Here is a 24,347-nt window from a genome sequence, read left to right on the forward strand (position 1 = left end):
GTACGATTCAAAATCTTATTATGAATTCAAAAAGAATTATTCCGGCGGATAAAATGATTGCTCTGGTCGCTCATGACCATAAGAAAGACGAACTTATTGCTTGGGTGAAAAAGCATAAATCCATTCTTTCAAAACACAAGCTGATTGCTACCGGAACAACGGGAAAACTAATTGAACAGGAATTGAATGTAGAGGTTTCTAAAGTTTTGAGCGGACCTTTAGGCGGAGATCAACAATTGGGAGCTATGATTGCAACGCACCAGATAGATATTGTTATTTTCTTTTGGGATCCGATGGAAGCTCAACCTCATGATAGTGATGTAAAGGCTTTTCAACGGCTTTGTGTAGTTTGGAATGTTCCTATTGCCAATAATTCTGCAACGGCAGATTTTATTTTATCTTCATCTTTTATGGATCAGGATTATGAAGCTGAAATTTCAGATTATTCCTCTTATCTGAACAGGAATATCAAAATTTAATCAATAGTTAGTCTTTTTAAAGACCAACTTCCTCCATTGTAAATATCAACGTCCACTTTTGTGTTAATTCCGTATACAATTCCATTTTCCGTGAATTGCCAAAAATGCCAATTTTCATCAGGAGTAGGAGCGGGAACATCATTGTAATTGGCCAGCCAAAGCGTGTAATTGCTAAAATCGTCTTTCAGATAATCTTTGTAATAGTGATAATAAGTATAAATTATAGGTTTTTCACCGTATTTTTCTTCTACAATTTTGCACCATACTTTTAGGTCTTCAATCAATTTTTCTTTTGTTTTTCTTCTGGGGATTTTTTCAATGTCCAGAATGGGAGGGAAGTCTCCACTTTCTAATTTCACGTTTTCCAAATAATTATTGGCTTGAATTACCGGATCTTCATCGGCTCTGTAAAAATGATAAGCACCACGAATTAAATCATTTTCTTTTGCTTTTCCCCAAAACTCGTCAAAATGTTTATCGGCACTTCGATTTCCCATAGTTGCACGCAAAACCACAAATTCTATAGGAATTGAACCATTCGCAACACTCAAACTATCCCACTGTATATCTTCTCTTCTCTGATAGTGTGAAATGTCTATACCAAAAGTTTTATCCGTATTTTCACTGATGATACGATTGATTCTTTTAGCCTCAAATTCTGTATTGCTCAGTTTTTTATGCTCAAATTTTTTAAAATACATGGCATAGTAAAAAGCGATTTTATTTTTCAGATAAAATCCGGTTCCTAATAACGCTAATGCAAGAATCCCCAAAAGAATATACCTACGCAAAAGATAATTTTTCCTGCGCTTTTGATGGATTTTTGCAGTTGCTTTTTTATGAGTATTTTTTTTTGCCATTGGATGCAAAAATAATAGATAATTGTAAATATTTCAGAATAATTCTTTTTGATTTGGAATTTTATTTTTTACTATTCAGTCCATTCTTTTTATAATCTAAGAGCCAACTTTTTTAGTTAATTTTACAAATTATGAGGGAAATTAAAATAAGTACTGCCGATCAATATTTGCTCTCTGCAAAAATTTTTGAACCGAAAATTTCTAATGAAAAATTAGTACTTATCAATTCTGCAACAGGAGTGAAGCAACAAATGTATTTTTCATTTTCAACATTTTTGGCAGAAAATGGTTTTACTGTTATCACATATGATTATCGCGGAATCGGAGAGTCCAAACCTGAGAGAATGAGAGGTTTCCAATCCAGTATGAGGATTTGGGGGACTCACGATTATAAGGCAATAACCGAATTTATCAAAAAGAAGTTTCCAAATTTTAAAAAATATGTTCTTGGACATTCTGTAGGCGCATTGATCTTAGGGATGAACGAAGACTCCAAAATGTTTGAAGAATTTATTTTTATAGCTACTCAAAAAGCATATTTTGGAAATCTGAGAATTAAAACAAAGGTGGAAGCTTGTTTAGGTTTTGGAATTGTACAACCTCTTTCTACAAAGCTTTTTGGATATTTTCCTGCGCACAGATTTGGATTGGGAGAAAGCCTTCCAAGTGGAAGTGCATTTGACTGGCGAGTTTTGATTATGAACAGAAAATCCACCAACAAACTACTGGAAAAAACGCCCGATTTTTCTAAAGAGCTTACCCAAAAAGTTTTTGTTTTGCAGATAGAAGATGATTCATGGGTTACTTCCAAAGGGATTGATGCTCTTCTTAAAGAAACATACCCTAATTTGAAGCCTGAAATCCGAAAAGTAAAAGCCTCAGAATCGGAAGCCGGAAAAATAGGACACATTAATTATTTTCGAAGCTACAATAAAAAACTTTGGGATATTATTTTGGATGAAATACATTAGCTTTGAGAAGATAATTTACATTAAATGTACTAAAGATAAGTTTCAACAAAAATTATTGCCGAATGAATATACAATTGAAGATTTAAAATATTTTGTCAATGAATTTAATGAAGATTAAGGTCAATGTAATTTAACAAAAATCTAATTTTGTTCTCTATTTTGATTAAATTTTCACAGTTAAATTAAATAGTTTTTAAAATGATAAACTAAAAAATACCTTTTTCATGTTATTTTTTTGGAAACACATATCCTATAAGTTTGCTTGTGTTTAACAATTAAATTTTTTTATTATGAAAAAAATGAATTTATCCGATTTGAAAAAAGGGAAATTATCCCAAAATGTTATTTCAAATCTAGAGGTTTTAAAGGGTGGACTAGTAAGCGAATTTTGCCATCCTGTTGGATGTGGTTCAGATGGCGCAACAATCTACTCAGGAAAATTGCCTGCTCCTAGTAAACCTACTACAATTACCATTGGATAAAAGATGGATAGCCGTATTATTCATACGGCTATTTATTTCTATTTAATATTGCTTAAACACATACTTAAGAATGCAAATTTGATATTATGAATGATGAGATATTTAATATTTCTCCGGAAAAAATTGAAAACGGATTAGAACAATTTTCGGACTCAATGAAAGTTTTGCTTTATGAATATGATAACGAAATTTTTGATAAGTTCAATTATGATAGTCTGTATTTAGAACCATCTTTATTTTTTTTATATTTTCACGGAGATAAAAAAGCACCATATCAGTATCTATTAAAAGAATATTTATATAAAGATCAACAACTAAAGATAGATGTATTGTTAGATAGTAAAAAAAGTCTTAATATTCCTAATTTTGGTTTTATTGATGACTTCAATGGTAGCTCAGTAATATTTGAAAAAGGGAATCTTTATTATGAAAATGGAGAAATTTTACATTTAAATCCTGAACAATATTTATCAAATTCAAACATAAAAATATGCTCTACTGTCCCATCAATTTTAAATATTTATAATGAAAATACTTTGGAGTTTGATTTTAAAAGTGTTGTTCAGCGAAATAGAGAATATTTAGATGGAGCCTGGCAAAAAATTGCCTTACATTCACCAAATTTTGCTGACTTAATAAATCAGACAACAAAAGAAATTTCCATTTTTGATATTCCCAAAATACCATCTTTTGCTTCAATGAATTATTTTGGAACTACTTTTATTAATGTATATGAACAGATGGTAAGCGAAATTTACTTTATGGATGAAATAGCTCATCAAAGTGGTCATACTATTTTTTATTTATTAAGCCCAAATCCTGCAGATTTTTTTATATGTGATTATAAAACACCTTTAAAAGATTTAACGGGTCATTCTTGGGAAAACCGAGATATATATGGAGCTATGCATAGCATGTTTACTTTAAATACAATATTGCATACTTTGAATAATTATTTTTTAAATTCAAAAAACTTATCTCAAAGAGAAAACCTTGAATTAATAGGAAGAATGGGGTTTTATTTGGGAAAACTATCATATGATATCAGTAACTTTTCAAAAATAAAGGTCTTTAGTAAGAAAGGATCTGAATACTTTGAAATTTTTAAAAATACCAATTTATATTTTGATAGTTTATGTGATGGTCTGTTTAAAGAATTAAGCTTTAAAAAGCAAAATTATCTATTTTCGTTAGATATATTTATTAATGAAAATGCATTTATAAAAAATTATGAGTTTCAAAATAATTGATTTCTGCTTTTTTGTTTTAAGTGTCACTATCTTTAGTCAAACAAAGGAAGATATTTACAAAAAATATTTAACTGAAGGAGCATATACTTATTCATACTTTCATCCCAAATACCAAAAATATATTGATTCTGCTTTAGTCTTATTGCCAAAAGATGCTTTTCTGTGGCAACAAAAAGCAATGCCTTATTTTAAGAAAAAGCAATATGAGGTAGGTTTTGCTGCTCTTAATAATGCCTTGGAGTATGATGATGAATACGATACATATCATTCTTATCATGCTTTTATTAAATGTATTTTTCAAAAAAACTATACTGAAGCTAACAATGAATTTGATGTATTAATTAAACATTATGAGAAAGGAGTTATAATGGATCATTCTTTTTATTTTTATAAAGCCTTATCTTTGCTTCAATTAACCCAATATGATGAAGCTGAAGAATGTTTAAACAAATCTATTAATTTATTTAAAGACCAAATAGAACCTAATCCAATTGAGTTATTTTATTTGGGAATTATATTTTATGAAAAGGAAAACTATGATAAATCGATTGAATGCTTTGATAAAAGTCTAAAATTATATCCCAATTTCGCGGATGCTTTATACTATAAAGCTAAATCCTTATGCAATCTCAAAAAATATGATTTTGCACTAGAAATATTAAAAAAATCAAAAGAATACTTGTCTCAAAATTATACGATAAACGAAGCTAATGCATTATATGAAGATTATCCCTATCAAATCAAATATTGGATGGTTGATAATATAATTCAACAGTTAGAATATCAGAAAAAAAATAAATAATATTTATTTTGAAAAATTTCCCGTTCTACAAACAACCTGATGCCAAAGACTGTGGTCCCACCTGTCTTCGTATTGTCTCAAAATATTATGGAAAAACAATTCCGTTACAGCAAATAAGAAATCTTTCCGAGACTACCAGAGAAGGAAGCAGCTTATTGGGATTGAGTGATGCTGCGGAAAATTTGGGATTTCGTTCTCTTGGTGTTCAGATTGATTTTAATACTTTGGTGGAAGAAGTTCCGCTGCCTTGCATCGTACATTGGAATAAAGTTCATTTTGTAGTTGTTTACAAAATTGATAAAACGGGAAAAGTATATGTTTCAGATCCCAGTTATGGTTTGATAACGTACACCAGAGAAGAATTTATCAAATTCTGGATTGGTGAAAATGCCGATTCCAATACTGAAGAAGGAGTTGCATTATTATTAGAAACTACACCTGCTTTTTTCAAAAATGAATTTGACGAAGCAGAAAGCAAAGCCAGTTTTTCCTTTCTTTCCAAATATTTATTAAAATATAAATCTTTGGTTTTTCAGTTGGCAATCGGATTATTGGCAGGAAGTTTATTGTCTTTGATCCTCCCTTTTCTCACTCAAAGTATTGTAGATGTAGGGATTCAGAATCAGGATTTAAATTTTATTTATCTCGTTCTTCTTGCTCAAATTATGCTATTTCTTGGAAGGACAGGCATTGAAGTGATCCGAAGCTGGATTTTGCTCCATCTTTCCACAAGGATCAACATTTCTATTATTTCCGATTTTTTTATTAAGCTGATGAAACTTCCAATCAGTTTTTTTGATACCAGAATGACGGGAGATATTATGCAGAGAATCAACGATCATCACAGAATTGAGCAGCTTCTTACCAATTCTTCGCTCAATACGTTATTTTCGCTGGTCAATCTTATTATTTTCAGTATTGTATTGTTGTTTTATGATTACCGCTTATTTTTGGTGTATTTAGTTGGAGCTGGTTTGTATATTGGCTGGATCACTTTTTTTCTTAACAAAAGAAAAGAGCTTGATTATAAAAGATTTTCGCAAGTTTCTCAGGAACAAAGCAAAGTGATTGAGCTTATCAACGGAATGCAGGAAATCAAAATGCACAACGCTGAAAAGCAAAAACGTTGGGACTGGGAATTTTTGCAAGTGAAATTATTTAAACTCAGAATAAAATCCCTTTCTTTGGAGCAATGGCAATCGGTTGGCGGAAATTTCATCAATCAGATAAAGGACATTTTGGTAAGTTTTCTTTCGGCAAAATTGGTTCTCAGTGGAAATCTGACTTTAGGAATGATGCTTTCTGTGCAATACATTATCGGTCAGCTAAATAGTCCGTTGTTGCAATTAATTGATTTCATCAAACAAACTCAGGACGCAAAAATTTCTTTGGAACGATTGGGCGAAATTCACGACAAAGAAGATGAAGAAAATAAAGACGAACAATATGTTTCCGAAATTCCTAACCAAGATATAGAAATTCATAATCTTTCTTTCCGATATATTGGTTCGGATTCGTTTGTTTTTGAAAATTTAAATCTTACCATTCCATACAAAAAAACTACAGCTATTGTAGGAGCCAGCGGAAGCGGAAAAACCACACTTCTAAAATTATTAATGAAATTTTATGAGCCCAATGAAGGTGAACTAAGAATTGGCAACACGAATTTGAAAAATATTTCACCAAGATTTTGGAGGGATCATTGTGGTGTTGTGATGCAGGAAGGATATGTTTTCAACGATACCATTGCCAATAACATTGCAGTAGGTGAAGATTATATTGATAAACAGAAACTGAGAAAAGCAGTGGAAATTGCCAATATCAAAGATTTTGTAGAAGGATTGCCATTGAGTTATAACACCAAAATCGGAAACGAAGGAGTAGGTGTAAGTGGTGGTCAAAAACAACGATTGTTCATTGCAAGAGCAGTTTACAAATCTCCGGAATACATCTTTTTTGATGAAGCTACTTCTGCTTTAGATGCTAATAATGAAAAAATTATTATGGAAAATTTGGAGCAATTTTTTCATGGAAAAACAGCCATTGTTATTGCACACCGGTTATCGACCGTAAAACATGCTGATAAAATCATAGTTTTGGACAAGGGAAAAGTAGTAGAAGAAGGCAATCATGCAGAACTGGTAGATTTGAGAGGCGAATATTATCGATTGGTAAAAAATCAATTGGAACTGGGGAATTAATTAGAAATTAGGAGTTAGAAATTAGTAATTTTAGCTTCTAACTTTTTCGTAATTCCTAACTCCTAATTTCTAAATGCTAAATACTAATTATAATGAAAGATAATGTACTTCATGTTAAATCTAAAACATTTGCAATACGTATTATTCATTGTTATAAATTTTTAGTTGATGATAAAAAAGAGTTTGTACTATCTAAGCAACTTTTAAGAAGTGGGACAGCAATAGGAGCGTTAATTGCAGAAAGCAAATTTGCACAAAGTGACAAAGATTTTTTGAATAAACTTTATATTGCATTAAAAGAAACCAATGAAACATTATATTGGCTCGACCTTTTACATGAAGCCTTTTATTTATCAAAAGAAGAATTTTTATCCATTTCAAAAGACGCTACAGAATTACTGAAACTATTAGTTTCAATAACAAAAACTTTGAAAGAAAATAATCAGAAATTAAAGTAAACTCTAATTACTAAATACTAATTACTAATTCCAATGGAAAAAGATATATTAGACAATATAGAATTGCGTTCTGAAAGTGTTCAGGATATTCTTACGCAACCCCCTCATTGGATGATCCGATGGGGAAATTCCGTTATTCTTGGAATTTTACTAATGGTTTTGTTGATGAGTTATTTTATCAAATATCCGGAATTTATTCCTGCTCCAATAATTGTAACTTCTCAAAATCCACCGGAAAAATTGCAGGCAAGAATCAATTCTAAAATTGAAAAAATATTGATAAAAGATCATCAGGAAGTAAAGGAAAATGATGTTTTGATGGTTTTGCAATCTACGGCAAATTATCAGGATGTTCTCAAACTTAAAGCATTGGTAGATTCTATTGCCCCAAATCAATTGTTTTCTTTTCCAATAAATGAAACTTCAGGTTTTCGATTGGGAGAACTTCAAGGAGATTATAACAATTTTGCCAAAGCTTTTCAGGATGAAAAACTTTTTACAAGATTGCAACCTTACGCTCCGGAAAATCTGGCAGCCAATCAAAGTTTATCCGAATATAGAAGCAGAATTGCCACTTTGCAGCAACAAAAAAATCTTGAATCTGCAAAATATGAACTGAGCCGGAAAAATTATCAACGTTCTCAGGATTTGTACAATCAGGGTGTCATTGCAGCAATGGAGCTGGAAAATGAAAAAATAAAATTTCTTCAAGCTCAACAAAATTTGGAAAATATCAACATTTCCTTGTCTCAAATGCAAGAAGGTATTTCTAATCTTAATAAAACAAAAAGCGGAGCTTCCATCAATACAGAAAAAGATAAAATTACCTATTCTTCGCAAACTCTTCAGTTGTTTGAACAATTACGGAAATCGCTTAGAGAATGGGAACAAAATTTTTTAGTTGTATCTTCTACAGATGGTGTGGCCAGCTTTCAACAGTTTTTCGGAGAAAATCAATTCGTGAAAACCGGAGATGCTATTTTAACGATTTTGCCTCAAAATAAAGAGTTTTTAGTGGGAAGAATGTCTGTTCCGGCTGTTAATTCTGGGAAAATTACAAAAGATGAAAAAGTCTTGATCAAACTGGACAATTACCGCTATCAGGAATACGGAATTGTGGAAGGGAAGGTACAGAATATATCTCTTTCTCCTGATGAAAATGGAAATTATTATGTTGATATTATTCTTCCGAATGGTCTTAAAACTTCTTATAACAAAACACTTTCTTTTGATAAAGAACTCAAAGGAAATGCTGAAATTGTAACACAGGATCTAAGACTTATTGAACGATTTTTCTATCAGATCAGAAAACTACTGGGGTATCAAGATTGATTTTTTGTAAATCTTAGAATTTAAATTTAGTATTTCATATTTTTGAATTTTAATAAAAGTTCAAAATAATTCCTCATGCTTTATTTTAAAGATAAGAAGCAAAATTTTTAACTACAATTAGGATTGTATGCAAAATGTTATTTATAACACAATAGATTTCGTAAAACAAAAATTGAAAGGAGCAGAAGCTGGTCATGATTGGTTTCATGTTGAAAGAGTTTGGAAACTTTCAAACAAAATTGCAGAAAATGAAGATTGTGAAATTTTGGTTGTAGAACTTGCGGCTTTACTGCATGATATTGCAGATCCTAAATTTCATAATGGTGATGAAAATCTTGCTCTGAAAATTTCCCGGGAATTTTTAGAAAGCCAAAACATAGACGAAGATACCATTCAAAAAGTTCTTTTTATTATTCAGAATATTTCTTTTAAAAATAGGGGAGAAGCTCCGAAAAAAGCTCCTATAGAATTACAGATTGTTCAGGATGCGGATCGGTTGGATGCAATTGGGGCAATCGGAATTGCAAGAACTTTTAATTTTGGAGGTTTTAAAAATAATCTGATGTATGATCCTGAAATTCAGCCAAAATTGAATATGACCAAAGAGGAATACAAAAAATCTAACGGAACAACCATCAATCATTTCTACGAAAAACTGCTTCTTTTGAAAGATATGATGAATACGGAAACAGCAAAAAAAATCGCGTCGGAAAGACACGATTTTATGCTAAAATTTTTAGATGAGTTTTATAAAGAATGGAGTGTAGACTAGATGTTATTTAATATCATTTTATAATATTGAACGCCCTTTTTTCAGAGAATTTTTGCTCCATTCTTCTCATTCTACGGTATAATGATTATAGCCACATTTTAGAGGTTTGAATAATTCATTGTTAGGATTTTCACATAAATTCTACAGTTGGTGCAGATGTAGTGGAACGCTTAAATTCTTCTTCTTCTATTATTTCAGAAATAAAAAAATCTAATTCCTGACGTTCATATAATTCAGGATATTGAAAACCATTTATAAAAATATTAGGGGTAAAATTAAAATCATGTTTATCACAAAATTCAGTTTGAATTTGTAAGATTTCATCAATTCCTAATTCATGTTCAGTTGATTTATATTTTTTTATAAAATTTTGAATATAGGTTTTGTTTTCAAATAATAATTTTATTTCTTTTTCAAATTCATTTTCTCCTTTTTCAAGGTAGATAGTATGTAGGCTTCTATATAGATTAAGGTTTATATCATTTTTGTTTGTGTTGAAAATTATTTGGATTTTACTATTTTGATGATACTGTGAGTGTATAGAATGTAAAATTTTGTGCGCTTCTTTACAATGTCCACAAAATGGACTTGTAATAATTTGAATAGTGGTGCTAGCTTCTTTATTTCCTAAAATTATAGAATATTCATTGATGGGAAATTCTATTTTTTCACTTTCTAACAATTGAGATTTAAAAAGTTTATAATTCCTTTTGAAGCGTAAATTTTTCGCATTTTGTTCTTTTAATTCTTTGTTTTTAAGAAGTATAGGCTTTATTGAAATCCAAAAGAATGTAAAAAGTAAAAAAATAGAAATGAATAAGAGATATAAACCTCTCTGTCCTTCCGATAACCATCCTTTTAAATATAGAAATTTTTGTGCTTCAACTAGTCTATTATTATAAAATAAATTACCGTAAACTAAAAATATTTCTGCATACAAAACCCCAATAATCGCTAAACACAACGGACACCAATTTTTTTCTACTTTCCATTGATAGTAAATAGATAAAAAACTAATAGGCATGACTGGAAGCAAGAAAAAAGATGAAAAAAACAATAAGTTAGAAAATTGATTGAGTAATATAAAAGCAACAATTAATATAGTTTGTGAAGCGAAAAATACAATGCTTATATCACTTAAATTTACTTTCTCAAAAAGTTTCCATTTTTTGGAAGTCAGTATATTTTCGCAATTTGTTTCAGGGCTTATATTACAAAATTTGGATGCAAAACCTTCTCTTAAACCCAATATTTGACGAAAAGTTTCGATAGAAAAATAAAGACCTATCAAAGTTGTGATCAAAAGCAAGGAAATCATACCCAAGTCATATCCAAAAGAGAGGGAGTAGCTAAAGACCGTAAAAAATATAAATGTGACAGAAATTGCTAATAAAGAATATTTTAAAAAATAATTTTTTGATTTTATTTCTTTAAAACTTTCTTCTTTTTCTGCTAACAAAACAATGTCTTGAAATTTTTTTTTAAAATTCTCCAAAGTTTCATTCTTATTATCAATTTCTAATGCAGAAGTTGTTTTTTGTACAAAAGATAATTGATCTCCACTTTCTTCATTTTTAAGTAAAGCAATAAACTTAGCAGGCAACTCTTGTATTTGTTCGTTGCTAATTTTGAAGGCCATGTTATTGATCTTAAAAAAGCGCAAAGTATCACTTACTGCCAATAAACTAGGGTAATCAGGATGTGAAGAAAACTGATATTCAAATTCAGCTTCATCAATAGAAATATGTAGTTTTTTCAAATACTGAAAAACAGCACTTAAATCATCTTTTTTAGTCATAAATTTTAAATTTTAGAAGTTTTTTTTGAATATCACATCTCCTCTAAGAATATATTTTATACCGGATATAATTTTTTCGCCTGAATGAAGTTGGTTATGAGGAAAAGTTACTAAATTGCCTAATTTTGGTTTTATTTCAAAATCCTTAAACTTTGTATTACCTCCTGTAAAAGTATCATTGAGATAAATTAATATAGAATAAAAAGTCCTAACATTATCTGATATAATTGTACTCATATCAATATGTTCTATAAATTCATCGTTTACAAAATATTTATAAAGTCTAAATGATTTATTTATACCTATTGGTAAATATCCTTCAATTTTTAAAACTGAAAAATCTAAATTATTCCAAATTAAATCCGATAATTCTATACTTTCAAGATTTAATCTTTTACTATTTCTTTCAGCAAGGTTTTTTAAAAGAGCATCATCATTATCTATTTTTTCTTCGCTATAGAAACTTTCAGTATTATATTTTTCTTCAAATTCTTTTACAACAAAATTGCATATATCTTTAGTCCAAAATTTATTTACTTCCCAAATTTGATATTCATTTGAAATACATTTTAGTTTCCTCATTTTATTTAAAAATTGATTTTAGTTTCTTCTCTAATTCTTCTTTTGTATCTGCATCGTATCTACCAATTATAATTCCCGATTTATCAATAAGTATTGACGTAGGGAAACTGTTTACGCCATATTCGGATGTAATTATATTTCGATCATACGTTTTACCATCAATTAATTTTGAGTTAAAATCAATATGTATCCAATCTTGAGTCTTATCCTTTTCAATTGCTTTTTCCCAAGCATTACTATTATAATCGTCGGAAACACCTACAATATTGAAACCTTTAGCATGATAAGTATTTAATAAGCTATTTAAAAATGGTATCTCCTCTCTACAAGGAATACACCAACTTGCCCACATATCCAACAAGATATATGAATTTGCCGTCAAATCTTTTAACGATATTTTATTACCCGATTTATCTGTTGATACAAAATCATATCCTTTTGTACCAATAGTATCAACAATATTTTTATTATCATCAACTATTTGCTTAACCAGTTTTCCATAATAACTATTCTTTTGTACTTCAGATAGATGTACATATAAATCTCGGTATTTATTTAGTTGATTTATTGAAAATTCATCTTGAATGCTAAATAATAAATATGAACTAATATTAGAATTTGGATATGATTTTATATACTTTATTTTTTCTCTAAGAAAATTGGCTTCATATTTTTGTAATTCTTTTTCGAGTTTTATTTTGTGCAATGTATCTGCTGTTTTTTGTAGCTGATCAAACAGAATATTATAATCAGCAAGTTTTATTTTATTTTCAAACTTTTTAAGTTCATCGCATGATTGGCAATTTGCAATTTTATAATTGGAAAAATTACCTAATGTTAAAGAAAGTTTAATTTTAGAAGGATCAGCTTCAATTTGAACCGCATTTAGACTATCGGCATTTTGCTTTTCTTTAGGATTTAGTTTTATATAAAAACGCTTACTGTAGCCATTTATATTTCCCTTGAAATAAAATGTGTTATTTGTTATTTTTGAACTATCTACAATGCGTTTTTCAGAATTATCATAGTGTACTAAATAAATTTGTCCGCTATCTAAATTTATATGTCCATCTATCTCATATATGTTTTTTTTTGTTTGTGAGATCAATAAAAACGGCATCAAAAAAATGGTTAGAATGAATATTTTATAATGTTTCATTATTCTTATTTATTAAACTATCATATTCTTTATTAGTTTTATTTTTCCTTCGAGAAATAATATTGTTAAAAATGTAAACAATATTACAATTGTAGTATTGTTTACATGAATTTTTAGGTCTAACTAGGTTTGCTTTGACAACAAACAGGGTTTTCTCCTCCTCCACATGAGCCAGAGCAACATTGTCCTCCTGAACTACATGATACTCCAATCTTCTTGCATCTATCTTCCACAGCTCCTGCTTTAATACTTTTCATTTCATTGCGAGACAAACATTCTTGAATTGATTTTAAATTCATTGTTTTCATAATAAAAATTTTAAAATTAATAATAAATTTTGCCATACAATCCCTGACATGGGTTTTTTGCTGATCAGCGTTTATATTTACATTTCTGTACTGTACACATACAGAAAAAATAAATTTGAAGCCCAAATCTAAAAATAAAATATCAATAATAAAACGAAAAAACTTGCAATTTTTTTGCAATTTTATTGCATGAAATATGCATTTTTTGTGCATTTTTCATGTTTTGTATGATTTTAATTAATTGAATATTTTAAATTACTGATATTTAAATCTTTAATATTTCAAACCAAAACGATATGACAAATTAATTGATGATTTTATTGCAGATTCGGTACATAATATGCAAATTTGTATAAATAAAGTACACTAATGATTCAGCAAAAATTACAAACCCATAGAAAACAAAAAGGTATATCCCAAAAACAAATGGCTAAAATACTATCAACAGATCCCTCCAACTACTCCCGAAAAGAACGCGGAGAGGTAAAAATACAGGATGAAGAATGGGAAAAAATTGCTGCTGCATTAGAAGTACCTGTGGAAGATTTAAAAGAAGAAAAAGATGTAAGAATAGTTCATAATGATAATTCTACCTTTAATGATAATTCGGGAAACTATTATAATCAATTCTTCAATATTCCCAATTCTGTAATAGAAAATCTTCAAGATTACATCAATATACTCAAAGAGCAAATCGAACTTCTAAAAGCGGAAAACCAAAAATTGAAAGAGAAAAAGTAAAATATTTTTTTTAATATAAGTCTAAAGAGTAAAAAAATCAAATAAGTTTTGAGATTTCTCAAATAAAAAAAATCTCCGAAGATGTATTTATTTCTCCGGAGATTTTTTTTTAATTTAAAACTATAGTTTTATTATTACTATTGATAAAATTTTTTTTTCGATTTAAATCAAAACCTATTTTTTCTGTTTTTCTTTCAGTTCTTCTTTATCTTTATCGGAAGGATTCCAGACTTTTACTTCTGCATTTTTATCGATTCCGGATTTTATCTGTACGTTAATTCCATCACTTGCTCCGAGTGTTACATACGTTTTTTTGAAAGTGCCGTTAGCTTGTTTTACTTCTACGAAAGGTTTGTCTTTTCCGTTTACTTTTTCATATTGAATAAGAGATTCATCAAGAAGCAATGCATTTTTCTGTGAGCTTAAGACAATTTCTCCGTTTGCAGAAAATCCGGCTCTGATGTATTCATTATTTGGATTGAAAACATCTCCTTCAATAGGAAATTTGATGGTTCCGTTTTCATCTTTTCCTTTCGGAGCGATCATTGTCACTTTTCCTGAAAAAGTTTTGTTTTGAAGAGCACCAATAATGATATTCATATTCATGCCTTCTTTTAGTTTTCCGGCTTGAGCTTCGTCTATTTCACCTTCAAATATGAGGGAATTCAAATCGGCAATAGAAGCAATGGTAGTTCCTGCATTGAATGAGTTGGCTTCAATTACCTGACTTCCCACTTTTACAGGAACTTCCAGAACGGTTCCTGCGGCTTTTGCACGGATCTGTGTTGTGGCCATACTTTGAAGTTCGGGAGTAACACCTGTTCTTGCAATTTGTAAACTTTTTTGTGCGGTTACCAATTGTTGATTGGCATTTTTTACATTTTGTTGGGCAGAATATAATTGTTGTTGAGCTGTTAAAAATTCTTGTTTTGAGATCACCCCTTGATTGTATAATTTTTGCTGCATTGCAAATTGCTGCTGTTGATTGGATAGATTGGTTTTAGCATTGCTTACTCCAATATTGGCTGAATTCACCTGTTGTTGAGCTCCGTTCACATCAGAAAGATTTGGAACAATCTTTAAAGTAGCAATGAGCTGTCCCGCAGAAACTTTATCTCCTTCATTTACCAAAATTTTTTCAATAATTCCGGACAAATTGGGCTTGATTTCGATTTCTTCACGAGGAATGATTTTTCCTGTAGCCATTACCTTATCATCCATATTCTGAATAATAGGTTTTCTGGTAAGAAAGGCTTCGTTTTCTTTCGAATTGGATTTTACAAGATATCCGATTACTGAGATTAATGCAACTGCTGCCAAGAGTCCAAATAGAATATAAAATGCTTTTTTCAGGGTGAACTTCTTTTTCATATTTTTTATAGTTTTATTTTTTTTAAATAGTGATGATATTGCTATAAATTTTATTCACTTCTTAACGCTTCTATCGGACGGATTTTCACGGCTCTTTGTGCAGGAATTAATCCGATTACCAAACCTAATATCACCATAATTGCCATTGCTCCGAAAACGTTTCCATAATTCACGGTTGGATTGTAAAAAGGAAATGAATCCTGATTTTGTGTCAATGCATTGATGATCATTAACAGAAAAATTCCCGACATGAAACCTATTAATCCTGAAGTTAGTGTAATAACCACACTTTCCAAAAGGATCTGATTTCTTACTTCGGAAGGTTTTGCTCCTAAAGCTCTTCTGATTCCGATTTCTTTTGTTCTTTCTTTTACGGTGATTAATAAAATATTGGAGATCGCAATAACTCCGGCTAAAATGGTCAAAGTTCCTACAATTATGGTAAGAAGCTGCATTCCGTTTAAAAATCCTGTGAATTTTGCAAACTCTTTTCCGAGATTGAAAGAGCCAAATGCATTAGTATCTTCAGGTGAAGCGTGATATTTGGATTTCAATTCATTTTTTACATTATTTTCTACAATGCTAAGATCTGCATTAGGCTTACTTACAATAGCAAAAAAACCAACCCTGTCTCCATCATTATACATTTTTGTGTATGTGGAAAGTGGAATAAAAACGGTTTGATCGTTTTCCATTCCGCCTCCTTTTTTTACTCGAAAAACACCAATGACATTAAAAAATAAGCCTTTTATATTGATGGATTTTCCAATGGGATTTTCATTTTTTTTGGAATCGAAAAAGTTTTTATAAACTTCTTCTCCTATCACTGCTACATTTTTATTTTCAGAAATATCGGGATCGTTCAGATATCTTCCGAAAATGAGTTTTTTTTCTGAAATTTTGTTTCCGATAGGATAATCTCCGTTCAGTGTATAAGTTGCGGATTTTCCGTTTCGGGACATTTGTTCTCCGGGACTTCCGAAATTTCCACGTGAGTTTTGTGGAGAAATATAATCGATTTCAGGAATTTTCTTTACTAAAAAAGGAATATCTGCAAGATGAAGCTCCATTTGTCTTCCTTTCGGAAATCCGTCAAATGGTATAGTTGTATTTTGCCCCCAAAGAAAGATAGAATTGGTAGCAAATCCTGAAAATATTTTATCAAAACCATTTTCCATTCCTTTAGCAGCTCCCAATAATGCAACATACAAAAACATTCCCCAACCTACACCAATCATAGTAAGAAATGTCCGTAATTTATTATTCTTGAGAGAGTAATAAATTTCCTGCCATGTATCTTTTTTAAATAAAATATTCACTTTATAGTATTTATTTTTTAAAATTTTAGTGTTTTAATTGCAGATATATTCCACTAAATTTTCAAATTTCAAAATTCTTTTATTCTGTTCTCAATGCTTCAATAGGTTTGATTTTTGATGCTCGATAAGCAGGAACAAATCCGGCGATCAGACCTGCAAAAACAAGACAAAAGAAAGCTACAATAATTAATCCCCAACCAACAGCAGGATCTTTTATGAAAAATTCTTCAAGATTATTTCCGATCATATTCAAGGTTAAAACTCCTAAAGCAACACCTATTATTCCTGAAATTACAGTAATCACAACACTTTCCTGAATGATTAATCCAACAATACTTCTTGGTTTGGCTCCGATTGCTTTCCGAATACCAATTTCCATTGTTCGTTCTTTCACAATGTACACCATGATATTGCTGATCCCGATTATTCCGGCCAATAAAGTTCCCATTCCGATGAATCCAACTATTGCCGTAATTACAAATAAAAACTGGAATGTCTCTCCCATATTTTTGGCATTGTTCCAAACGCGTACTCCGTTTTCATCATCCGGAGAAACTTTTTTTCGAGCTTTTAGCTGATCTTCTAATTTTTCACCATATTTAATGGCTTCATCTGGAGAAAGATTCGGGCTATATGCAATGTAAATAGTAGAAATTGTATCTGCACTTTTTTTCATTTGTTGTAGTGTAGAGATGGGAACCGTAATGTGTCTCTCGTCCCAATCGCCACCATCGTCCTGAAATACACCTACTACTTTAAATATTGTACCGTTTATATCCAGATCTTTTCCAACCGGACTTCCGTCTTTAATTAAGTCTCTCTGAACCATTCTGCCTATTACGGCAACATTTTGTTTTCTTTCCAAATCATTTGGAGTAAGATATCTGCCTTCCAGAATTTTGCGGTTTTCAATAAATTTTTCATCAGTATCGGCTCCGTTGATTTGGTAGTTTCCGCTTTCTTTGCCATATTTTACAACCCAATTGGCGGTATATCTTGGTGTAGCGTGTTCTACTTTTTCTTTATCATCATTTACCAACGCATCATAATCTTCATTGTTCATCGTCACTGTTCTGTCGGATTGCAAACCATCATAAGCAATGGTAGTTTTTCCTGTAAAAATGGAAATCAAATTCTGAGCATCACGTGCAAAACCTTCTGTAAATGCGTTTTGTAAGCCATTTCCAATTCCGAAAAGCACAATGAATATGTAAAGACCAAGCGCAACCGTAAAGCCAGAAAGTACCGTCCGCAATACATTACTGCGAATGGAACTAAATATTTCCTGCCATCTGTCTAAGTCAAACATATTTTATTTTTTTGATCCGAAGCCCGAAGTTGGATGTCGGAAGTTTTTATCATAAATATTTTTAATTCTTTGGTCATCGGTCTTCTGACTTTCGACTATTTTAAAACCAATTGCTCAATAAATTCATCACTTTCAATGATTCCGTCTTTCAAAATTACGTTTCTTTTGGTTTGTGCTGCAACATCCGGTTCGTGCGTTACTACGATAATGGTTTTTCCTTCGTCATTGATTTGCTGAAGAAGTTTCATAATATCGTGTGTTGTTTTGCTATCCAAAGCTCCGGTTGGTTCATCGGCAAGGATTACTTTTGGATTGGTAATTAACGCTCTTGCAATGGCTACTCTTTGTTTTTGTCCTCCGGAAAGTTCATTCGGAAGATGGTTTGCCCAATTTGCAAGACCTACTTTTTCCAGATATTCCATTGCTTTTTCATTTCTTTCTTTTCTGGAAACATTCTGATAATAGAGTGGAAGCGCCACATTGTCCAAAGCAGATTTATAACCAATCAAATTGAAAGACTGAAACACAAATCCTAAAAATTTAGAACGATATTCCGCTGCTTTCACTTCATTAAGATGTTCAATATGGATTCCGTCCAATTCATAAATACCGCTGTCTTTTTCGTCCAGAATACCGATAATATTTAGAAGTGTAGATTTTCCGGAACCGGAACTTCCCATAATGGAAACAAACTCTCCTTTGGAGATTTTTAGATTAATACCTTTCAATACATGAAGTTTGCTTTTTCCGGTATCGTATGATTTATGAAGATTCTCAATTAATAACATTAAGCAGCAGATTTCTGTTTTAATAATAAGTATTTTTTTTCTTTCAATTGTTACAATGATGATAACAGGAATAATTTTTGCAGTTGTTTAATCAGTAAATTGTTTGCTATTAATATATTTAGCTCAATTGTTTAAGGGTTGTTTTATGAAAATCCATCGTTTTTTATCGAAATTTTCTAAAAGCATTTGTTTATGGAGCTTCTGTGTGAATGTGGAAAACTTTTAGGTCTATGACACAAAGATTTAATATTTCAGGCTTTCACATTCAATGGTCATTTTTTAATTTTGTTCTTCGTCAGCTAAAACAGTTTATACAAAAATTTATGGATAAAAAATCTGTAAATTGTGTTTAAAATCAGTTAGTTGCTGTTTTTCTAACATTTATCCACATTAAGTAAAATTAAATCAAAAGCAGAAATCTAATACTATGGGAATTTTCGATAAAAGAGTAAGCTATAAACCATTTGAATATCCTGAAATTCTACAATTTGTAGAAGCTATTAACAAATCTTTTTGGGTACATTCCGAAGTAGATTTTACGGCAGATGTTCAGGATTTTCATTCGCAATTACAGCCACATGAAAAAAATGCGGTGAAGCATGCGCTTTTGGCGATTGCTCAGATTGAAGTTTCCGTGAAAACATTTTGGGGAAATCTGTATAATCATCTTCCAAAGCCGGAATTTAACGGATTGGGTGCAACATTTGCAGAATGCGAGTTCCGTCATTCCGAAGCGTATTCCCGTTTATTGGAAGTTTTGGGATATAATGAAGAATTTCAGCACGTTGTAGAAATTCCTGCGGTTAGAAAAAGAATTGATTTTCTTTCCAATGTATTGAAACATGCCAATTCTGCAACTCCGAAAGAATATGTTTCGTCTTTGTTGTTGTTCAGTATTTTGATTGAGAATGTTTCGTTGTTTTCACAATTTGCCATCATTCTTTCCTTTACAAGATTTAAAGGATTTATGAAAAATGTTTCCAACATTATTGCATGGACTTCTGTTGATGAGCAAATTCATGCCAATGCAGGAATTTACCTTATCAACAAAATTCGTGAAGAGCAACCGGAATTATTGACGGATTCTGATATTGAAGATATTTATACTTTGGTTGATCAGTCGGTTGCATTGGAAGGCGAAATCTTGGATTGGATCTTTGAAATGGGAGAATTGGATAATTTCTCAAAAGAAGATTTACTGAATTTTATGAAATACCGTGTTGATGACAGTTTGAAGAAGATCAATATGAAAACACGTTACAATGTTTCTCCGGAACAATACCGACCAATGGTATGGTTTGAAGAAGAAGTTTTCGCCAATTCTTTGGATGATTTCTTTGCAAAACGTCCGGTAGATTATACAAAACACGATAAGAGTATTACTGCAAATGATTTATTTTAAAAAGCATAAAAATTAATAGAATGTCAAAAAACACAAAAAAAACATCATCAGAAATTGCACAATTAGCATCTAAAGTTTTAAAGAATTCTAAAAGTTCTGAAATTGCTAAAAAATTAGCGGGATCCGCTTTGTCACAAGCAGATAAAGGAAATCAAACTGGAAGTGAAATGGAAACATTGGCTTCTAAAGTTTTAAAGAGTAATAAATATAGTGAAGAAACAAAAGATTTAGCTGCCTCTGTATTATCTCAATCTAATAAAGAAAGATAAAACGCGAGCGAAGCGAGCGTCAAATGAGATTAGTATTAGAGGTTTGTCGTTCAGAATGGAGTGAAACGGAATGAAGAATCTAAATCAAAAAATGTAAAAACTTCTCATTTCTTCTCAGATTGACAAATCTTGAAAAAGGAACTGAACATTTTGAAGTATTTAAAAAAAAACGAATAACCAAAATTAAGTGCAATTTTTTGTACTTAAAATCATAATTACACTGTACTTGGTACATTTTACAATATAGAAACTATGGAAGAAAAATTAGATATCTGGTGGCTGAATGAAGAGTCCGAGCAAATGCTGAACAGAGGCTATTTGCTAAAAGGAGAAACTGTGGAAGGTGCAATCGACAGAATTACTACTGCCGCAGCAAAAAGATTGTACAAACCGGAATTGCAACCAGCTTTCAAAGAAATGATTACCAAAGGCTGGATCAGTTTTTCTTCTCCGGTTTGGGCGAATATGGGAACACAAAGAGGATTGCCAATTTCGTGTTTCAACGTCCATATTCCGGATAGTATTGAAGGAATTACCCACAAAATGGGAGAAGTAATTATGCAGACGAAAATTGGTGGTGGAACTTCCGGATATTTCGGAGAATTGCGTCACAGAGGAACTGCAGTTACAGACAATGGAAAATCTTCCGGAGCGGTTTCTTTCATGAAATTGTTTGATACTTCTATGGATGTGGTTTCGCAAGGTGGTGTTCGTAGAGGTGCTTTTGCGGCATATTTGGATATCGATCACGGAGATATTGAAGAATTTTTATCCATTAAAGATATTGGTAGCCCGATTCAGAATTTGTTTACAGGAGTTTGCGTTCCGGATTATTGGATGCAGGATATGATTGACGGAGATATGGAGAAGCGTAAAATTTGGGCAAGAGTTCTGGAAAGCCGCCAACAAAAAGGTCTTCCATATATTTTCTTTACCGATAATGTGAATCGAAACAAACCACAGGTGTATAAGGATCAGGGATTGCCGATTAATGCAAGTAATCTTTGTTCTGAAATTATGCTGCCTTCTACCAATGATGAATCGTTCATTTGTTGTCTTTCTTCCATGAATTTGGAATTGTACGATGAATGGAAAGATACCAACGCAGTAAAATTAGCCATCTATTTCTTGGATGCAGTTCTTTCAGAATTTATAGAAAAAACAGAAGGGAATTATTATCTGCAAGGAGCCAGAAATTTTGCAATGAGACATAGAGCTTTAGGTTTGGGAGTTTTGGGCTACCATTCGTATTTGCAAAAAAATATGATTCCGTTTGAGAGTTTTCAGGCAACGCAATTCAATGCGAGAGCGTTCCGTCATATCAAAGAACAAGCAGAAGCTGCTTCCAGAGAATTGGCTAATATTTATGGAGAACCGGAAATGCTGAAAGGTTACGGAATGAGGAATACTACTGTAATGGCTATTGCTCCTACTACTTCCAGTTCGGCAATTTTGGGACAAACTTCTCCAGGAATTGAGCCTTTTGCTTCCAATTATTACAAAGCAGGTTTGGCAAAAGGAAATTTCATGCGTAAGAATAAATATCTGGCAAAACTTCTTCAGGAAAAAGGTTTGGATAATGAAGAAACTTGGAGAACCATCATGTTGAATCATGGTTCTGTTCAACATATCAAAGAATTGACGGATGAAGAAAAAGCGGTATTTAAAACTTTCAGGGAAATTTCTCCGATGGAAATTATTTCTCAGGCGGCACAAAGACAGCAATACATCGATCAGGCTCAGTCTCTGAATTTGCAGATCCCATCAACAATGCCGGTAAAAGATGTGAATTATCTATACATTGAAGCATGGAAAAAGGGAGTAAAAACTTTGTATTATCAGAGAAGTTCTTCAGTTTCCAAAGAATTGATGGTGAATTTTGTGACTTGCTCTTCTTGTGAAGCATAAACGAAACTATCTAAAATTGAATTTATTAAAAAAATAAATTAAGAAAAATTAAAATTTTCGGTTGAAATATGTAAAATCATAGAGAAAAACTCTATGATTTTTTTTGCGAATAAGTGTATTTTTATTTATAAAATTAAAAAGGCATTATATTTAAATTTTATTCAATAAAAACGTAATATAAATGATTATTTTTTAATTTTAAATCCATATATTTGTTTTGTTAAAAATTTAAAACAGGTAATGTATGGAAAGAAAATTATTAAAGTGTTTTTCATTGGCCATTGTTTTTATATTTCTAAATTTTAATGCTCAGGTAGGTATAAGAACATCTAATCCTCAACAGATATTGCATGTTGATGGAGCTGGTGATAATCCGGATTCAGGAGCGCCAATTTCGGCACAGCAAGCTAATGATGTGGTGGTAACTAATACCGGAAGTTTAGGTATAGGAACCAGTGTACCTGTTTCTGCGGCGAAGGTGGAAATGGTTTCTTCTACACAAGGTTTTTTACCACCTCGTCTTACTACAAGTCAGATGAATAGTATAACTCCTGTAGAAGGTTTGTATATTTATAACACTACGGAAAAAGCTCCATTCTATTATAACGGGACAGAATGGGTAAGTAGAGCTACCCGTGTTTTTTTTACCGAATCTGCTACGGCTGTTACTATTACAGGTACTAATTTTGTTGATCTCACGCTTAATTTTACATTAACTTCAAAGAAAAATGTATTGGCAATAGGTGTGTTTGATCTTGTTGCTTCGGCAACTACGAGTGAAGGTGTATTAACAGGAACTTATCAATTCATCATTGATGGGGTTGCTCAAAGTTCAAAAAATTATGAGACAAGAAATCATAATACCTTCAGATATCGGTATTCTTCAGATATTTCTTGGAATGGAACTCTGAGTGCAGGTTCTCATACTATTGTATTGAGGATTGCAAGGTCTGGTGGTGGGCTTAACGCTTCTGTTTCTAATCGAAGATTGGATGTTGTTGCTAACTAATAAATTGTAAAAAATGAAAAGTTTATACATATTCTTTTTTCTGTTAATGATGGTACATTTTAAAGCTCAGATAGGATTAGGAACGTCATCTCCGCAAGGAATTTTTCATATTGATAATGGGCAAGATGGTAATGGTAATAATGATTTTATTGTAACATCAGTTGGTAATGTAGGAGTGGGTACTACAGCTCCTAATACTAAAGCCAAAATGGAATTGGTCACTACAAATAAAGGGATTTTGTTTCCACGTGTTACAACCGCTCAGATGAATGCCATTTCTTCACCGGTGAAAGGTCTTATGATATACAATACAGATGATAAATGTACTTATTTCTATGATGGTACATTTTGGTCTGGTGTCGGGCAGGCTTCCAGAAATTTTAGCTTGAATTTATCGGGTACTAATACTATTAATAGTGGTGTTACACAAAGATTTACTGTTACCACAGTTACGCTGAGTGCTCGACAACGTTTGTTTGTTACGGCATCTTTTAATCCGAGAACGGCTACTGGTACTGGTAATGGGGTTCTTGCTTCTTCGGATTATTATCTTAGTTTGAATGATGATGCTTCCGGTTTTAGTACCAGTCAGCGTTCAGCAACCAGTAATAGAAATGTTAACAGATATTCTTATAATGCTCATGCTTCTTGGACAACAACTTTAAACCCAGGAACGTATAAAATAGACATACTCATAAGAAATAGCTCTGCTGCTGGTATAGTGCTTAATGCTGAAAATATTAGGGTTGATGTTACTATTAATTAATAAAAAATACT

The 24,347-nt window shown here is 31.3% G+C and carries 24 protein-coding genes; 15 read left to right on the forward strand and 9 right to left on the reverse strand.

The genetic code is table 11. The annotated features are described in order from the left end of the window. The first annotated feature begins 20 nt into the window (after positions 1 to 20). Positions 21 to 479 (forward strand): methylglyoxal synthase, encoded by a 459-nt coding sequence (locus AC2A1C_RS05860; RefSeq protein ID WP_484024289.1) that lies wholly within the window; start codon positions 21 to 23, stop codon positions 477 to 479. Here the strand turns inward: AC2A1C_RS05860 and AC2A1C_RS05865 are convergent. Beyond that, on the reverse strand, positions 476 to 1,339 hold the full coding sequence (locus AC2A1C_RS05865; protein ID WP_484024291.1) for a GH25 family lysozyme: 864 nt from the start codon (positions 1,337 to 1,339) through the stop codon (positions 476 to 478). The genes AC2A1C_RS05860 and AC2A1C_RS05865 overlap by 4 nt on opposite strands. Before the next feature lie 131 nt (positions 1,340 to 1,470). Here AC2A1C_RS05865 and AC2A1C_RS05870 point away from each other — a divergent pair, with 131 nt between their 5' ends. The 8 genes from AC2A1C_RS05870 to AC2A1C_RS05905 all read left to right on the forward strand — a co-directional run bounded on the left by AC2A1C_RS05870 (position 1,471) and on the right by AC2A1C_RS05905 (position 9,607). Next, positions 1,471 to 2,310: an alpha/beta hydrolase family protein gene (locus tag AC2A1C_RS05870; RefSeq protein WP_484024292.1), complete on the forward strand. Its 840-nt coding sequence runs from the start codon at positions 1,471 to 1,473 to the stop codon at positions 2,308 to 2,310. A gap of 290 nt (positions 2,311 to 2,600) precedes the next feature. Next, positions 2,601 to 2,792 (forward strand): hypothetical protein, encoded by a 192-nt coding sequence (locus AC2A1C_RS05875; RefSeq protein ID WP_484024294.1) that lies wholly within the window; start codon positions 2,601 to 2,603, stop codon positions 2,790 to 2,792. An 86-nt stretch (positions 2,793 to 2,878) separates the two neighbouring features. Further along, on the forward strand, positions 2,879 to 4,042 hold the full coding sequence (locus AC2A1C_RS05880; protein ID WP_484024295.1) for a hypothetical protein: 1,164 nt from the start codon (positions 2,879 to 2,881) through the stop codon (positions 4,040 to 4,042). Continuing rightward, positions 4,023 to 4,844, forward strand: coding sequence for a tetratricopeptide repeat protein (locus tag AC2A1C_RS05885; protein WP_484024297.1), 822 nt, complete (start codon positions 4,023 to 4,025; stop codon positions 4,842 to 4,844). Before AC2A1C_RS05880 ends, AC2A1C_RS05885 begins: the two co-directional genes overlap by 20 nt. 8 nt (positions 4,845 to 4,852) lie before the next feature. Beyond that, the gene (locus tag AC2A1C_RS05890) at positions 4,853 to 7,045 is read left to right on the forward strand and encodes a peptidase domain-containing ABC transporter (protein WP_484024299.1); all 2,193 of its coding nucleotides are present in this window, start codon (positions 4,853 to 4,855) and stop codon (positions 7,043 to 7,045) included. Between the two features lie 92 nt (positions 7,046 to 7,137). Beyond that, positions 7,138 to 7,503 (forward strand): four helix bundle protein, encoded by a 366-nt coding sequence (locus AC2A1C_RS05895; RefSeq protein ID WP_484024301.1) that lies wholly within the window; start codon positions 7,138 to 7,140, stop codon positions 7,501 to 7,503. 33 nt (positions 7,504 to 7,536) lie between these two features. Beyond that, the gene (locus tag AC2A1C_RS05900; RefSeq protein WP_484024303.1) at positions 7,537 to 8,835 is read left to right on the forward strand and encodes an HlyD family secretion protein; all 1,299 of its coding nucleotides are present in this window, start codon (positions 7,537 to 7,539) and stop codon (positions 8,833 to 8,835) included. 127 nt (positions 8,836 to 8,962) lie between these two features. Then, on the forward strand, positions 8,963 to 9,607 hold the full coding sequence (locus AC2A1C_RS05905) for an HD domain-containing protein (protein WP_484024305.1): 645 nt from the start codon (positions 8,963 to 8,965) through the stop codon (positions 9,605 to 9,607). A gap of 130 nt (positions 9,608 to 9,737) precedes the next feature. Here the strand turns inward: AC2A1C_RS05905 and AC2A1C_RS05910 are convergent, their stop codons facing one another. The 4 genes from AC2A1C_RS05910 to AC2A1C_RS05925 form a co-directional block, all read right to left on the reverse strand. Continuing rightward, on the reverse strand, positions 9,738 to 11,405 hold the full coding sequence (locus AC2A1C_RS05910; RefSeq protein WP_484024307.1) for a vitamin K epoxide reductase family protein: 1,668 nt from the start codon (positions 11,403 to 11,405) through the stop codon (positions 9,738 to 9,740). A 12-nt stretch (positions 11,406 to 11,417) separates the two neighbouring features. Then, entirely contained in the window at positions 11,418 to 11,987 is a 570-nt protein-coding gene (locus AC2A1C_RS05915) for a 2OG-Fe(II) oxygenase (RefSeq protein WP_484024309.1), read from the reverse strand. A 1-nt stretch (position 11,988) separates the two neighbouring features. Then, entirely contained in the window at positions 11,989 to 13,146 is a 1,158-nt protein-coding gene (locus AC2A1C_RS05920; RefSeq protein ID WP_484024310.1) for a thioredoxin-like domain-containing protein, read from the reverse strand. A 119-nt stretch (positions 13,147 to 13,265) separates the two neighbouring features. Next, positions 13,266 to 13,667, reverse strand: coding sequence for a hypothetical protein (locus AC2A1C_RS05925; RefSeq protein WP_484024312.1), 402 nt, complete (start codon positions 13,665 to 13,667; stop codon positions 13,266 to 13,268). A gap of 156 nt (positions 13,668 to 13,823) precedes the next feature. Between AC2A1C_RS05925 and AC2A1C_RS05930 the strand changes: the two genes are divergently transcribed. Further along, positions 13,824 to 14,195 carry a helix-turn-helix domain-containing protein gene (locus AC2A1C_RS05930; protein ID WP_484024314.1) on the forward strand — a complete coding sequence of 124 codons (372 nt, stop codon included), beginning with the start codon at positions 13,824 to 13,826 and terminating at the stop codon, positions 14,193 to 14,195. Positions 14,196 to 14,369: 174 nt separating this feature from the next. Here the strand turns inward: AC2A1C_RS05930 and AC2A1C_RS05935 are convergent, their stop codons facing one another. The 4 genes from AC2A1C_RS05935 to AC2A1C_RS05950 form a co-directional block, all read right to left on the reverse strand. Continuing rightward, the gene (locus tag AC2A1C_RS05935; protein ID WP_484024316.1) at positions 14,370 to 15,566 is read right to left on the reverse strand and encodes an efflux RND transporter periplasmic adaptor subunit; all 1,197 of its coding nucleotides are present in this window, start codon (positions 15,564 to 15,566) and stop codon (positions 14,370 to 14,372) included. A gap of 50 nt (positions 15,567 to 15,616) precedes the next feature. Then, positions 15,617 to 16,885 carry an ABC transporter permease gene (locus tag AC2A1C_RS05940; protein WP_484024318.1) on the reverse strand — a complete coding sequence of 423 codons (1,269 nt, stop codon included), beginning with the start codon at positions 16,883 to 16,885 and terminating at the stop codon, positions 15,617 to 15,619. A gap of 79 nt (positions 16,886 to 16,964) precedes the next feature. After that, complete coding sequence (locus tag AC2A1C_RS05945; RefSeq protein ID WP_484024320.1) at positions 16,965 to 18,194, reverse strand: ABC transporter permease; 1,230 nt, start codon at positions 18,192 to 18,194, stop codon at positions 16,965 to 16,967. Positions 18,195 to 18,289: 95 nt separating this feature from the next. After that, complete coding sequence (locus AC2A1C_RS05950) at positions 18,290 to 18,982, reverse strand: ABC transporter ATP-binding protein (protein WP_484024322.1); 693 nt, start codon at positions 18,980 to 18,982, stop codon at positions 18,290 to 18,292. Positions 18,983 to 19,409: 427 nt separating this feature from the next. On the opposite strand from AC2A1C_RS05950, the gene AC2A1C_RS05955 reads away from it, so the two are divergent. From AC2A1C_RS05955 to AC2A1C_RS05975, 5 genes are all read left to right on the forward strand, one after another. After that, on the forward strand, positions 19,410 to 20,384 hold the full coding sequence (locus AC2A1C_RS05955) for a ribonucleotide-diphosphate reductase subunit beta (protein ID WP_484024324.1): 975 nt from the start codon (positions 19,410 to 19,412) through the stop codon (positions 20,382 to 20,384). A gap of 20 nt (positions 20,385 to 20,404) precedes the next feature. Continuing rightward, positions 20,405 to 20,653, forward strand: a complete 249-nt coding sequence (locus tag AC2A1C_RS05960) for a hypothetical protein (RefSeq protein WP_484024326.1) — start codon at positions 20,405 to 20,407, stop codon at positions 20,651 to 20,653. Between the two features lie 252 nt (positions 20,654 to 20,905). Then, on the forward strand, positions 20,906 to 22,561 hold the full coding sequence (locus AC2A1C_RS05965; RefSeq protein WP_484024328.1) for a ribonucleoside-diphosphate reductase subunit alpha: 1,656 nt from the start codon (positions 20,906 to 20,908) through the stop codon (positions 22,559 to 22,561). A 244-nt stretch (positions 22,562 to 22,805) separates the two neighbouring features. Further along, positions 22,806 to 23,570 carry a hypothetical protein gene (locus tag AC2A1C_RS05970; protein ID WP_484024330.1) on the forward strand — a complete coding sequence of 255 codons (765 nt, stop codon included), beginning with the start codon at positions 22,806 to 22,808 and terminating at the stop codon, positions 23,568 to 23,570. Between the two features lie 13 nt (positions 23,571 to 23,583). Continuing rightward, positions 23,584 to 24,336, forward strand: coding sequence for a hypothetical protein (locus AC2A1C_RS05975; protein WP_484024332.1), 753 nt, complete (start codon positions 23,584 to 23,586; stop codon positions 24,334 to 24,336). Positions 24,337 to 24,347: the final 11 nt, after the last annotated feature.

This window comes from Chryseobacterium sp. HNCC26DJ241, from assembly GCF_057180505.1.

Excerpts from the sequence above, each read along its gene's own strand:
- AC2A1C_RS05860 (WP_484024289.1), top strand. The coding sequence starts at position 21 with ATGAATTCAAAAAGAATTATTCCGGCGGATAAAATGATTGCTCTGGTC.
- AC2A1C_RS05865 (WP_484024291.1), bottom strand. The coding sequence starts at position 1,339 with ATGGCAAAAAAAAATACTCATAAAAAAGCAACTGCAAAAATCCATCAA.
- AC2A1C_RS05870 (WP_484024292.1), top strand. The coding sequence starts at position 1,471 with ATGAGGGAAATTAAAATAAGTACTGCCGATCAATATTTGCTCTCTGCA.
- AC2A1C_RS05875 (WP_484024294.1), top strand. The coding sequence starts at position 2,601 with ATGAAAAAAATGAATTTATCCGATTTGAAAAAAGGGAAATTATCCCAA.
- AC2A1C_RS05880 (WP_484024295.1), top strand. The coding sequence starts at position 2,879 with ATGAATGATGAGATATTTAATATTTCTCCGGAAAAAATTGAAAACGGA.
- AC2A1C_RS05885 (WP_484024297.1), top strand. The coding sequence starts at position 4,023 with ATGAGTTTCAAAATAATTGATTTCTGCTTTTTTGTTTTAAGTGTCACT.
- AC2A1C_RS05895 (WP_484024301.1), top strand. The coding sequence starts at position 7,138 with ATGAAAGATAATGTACTTCATGTTAAATCTAAAACATTTGCAATACGT.
- AC2A1C_RS05900 (WP_484024303.1), top strand. The coding sequence starts at position 7,537 with ATGGAAAAAGATATATTAGACAATATAGAATTGCGTTCTGAAAGTGTT.
- AC2A1C_RS05905 (WP_484024305.1), top strand. The coding sequence starts at position 8,963 with ATGCAAAATGTTATTTATAACACAATAGATTTCGTAAAACAAAAATTG.
- AC2A1C_RS05910 (WP_484024307.1), bottom strand. The coding sequence starts at position 11,405 with ATGACTAAAAAAGATGATTTAAGTGCTGTTTTTCAGTATTTGAAAAAA.
- AC2A1C_RS05915 (WP_484024309.1), bottom strand. The coding sequence starts at position 11,987 with ATGAGGAAACTAAAATGTATTTCAAATGAATATCAAATTTGGGAAGTA.
- AC2A1C_RS05920 (WP_484024310.1), bottom strand. The coding sequence starts at position 13,146 with ATGAAACATTATAAAATATTCATTCTAACCATTTTTTTGATGCCGTTT.
- AC2A1C_RS05925 (WP_484024312.1), bottom strand. The coding sequence starts at position 13,667 with ATGCACAAAAAATGCATATTTCATGCAATAAAATTGCAAAAAAATTGC.
- AC2A1C_RS05930 (WP_484024314.1), top strand. The coding sequence starts at position 13,824 with ATGATTCAGCAAAAATTACAAACCCATAGAAAACAAAAAGGTATATCC.
- AC2A1C_RS05935 (WP_484024316.1), bottom strand. The coding sequence starts at position 15,566 with ATGAAAAAGAAGTTCACCCTGAAAAAAGCATTTTATATTCTATTTGGA.
- AC2A1C_RS05945 (WP_484024320.1), bottom strand. The coding sequence starts at position 18,194 with ATGTTTGACTTAGACAGATGGCAGGAAATATTTAGTTCCATTCGCAGT.
- AC2A1C_RS05950 (WP_484024322.1), bottom strand. The coding sequence starts at position 18,982 with ATGTTATTAATTGAGAATCTTCATAAATCATACGATACCGGAAAAAGC.
- AC2A1C_RS05955 (WP_484024324.1), top strand. The coding sequence starts at position 19,410 with ATGGGAATTTTCGATAAAAGAGTAAGCTATAAACCATTTGAATATCCT.
- AC2A1C_RS05960 (WP_484024326.1), top strand. The coding sequence starts at position 20,405 with ATGTCAAAAAACACAAAAAAAACATCATCAGAAATTGCACAATTAGCA.
- AC2A1C_RS05965 (WP_484024328.1), top strand. The coding sequence starts at position 20,906 with ATGGAAGAAAAATTAGATATCTGGTGGCTGAATGAAGAGTCCGAGCAA.
- AC2A1C_RS05970 (WP_484024330.1), top strand. The coding sequence starts at position 22,806 with ATGGAAAGAAAATTATTAAAGTGTTTTTCATTGGCCATTGTTTTTATA.
- AC2A1C_RS05975 (WP_484024332.1), top strand. The coding sequence starts at position 23,584 with ATGAAAAGTTTATACATATTCTTTTTTCTGTTAATGATGGTACATTTT.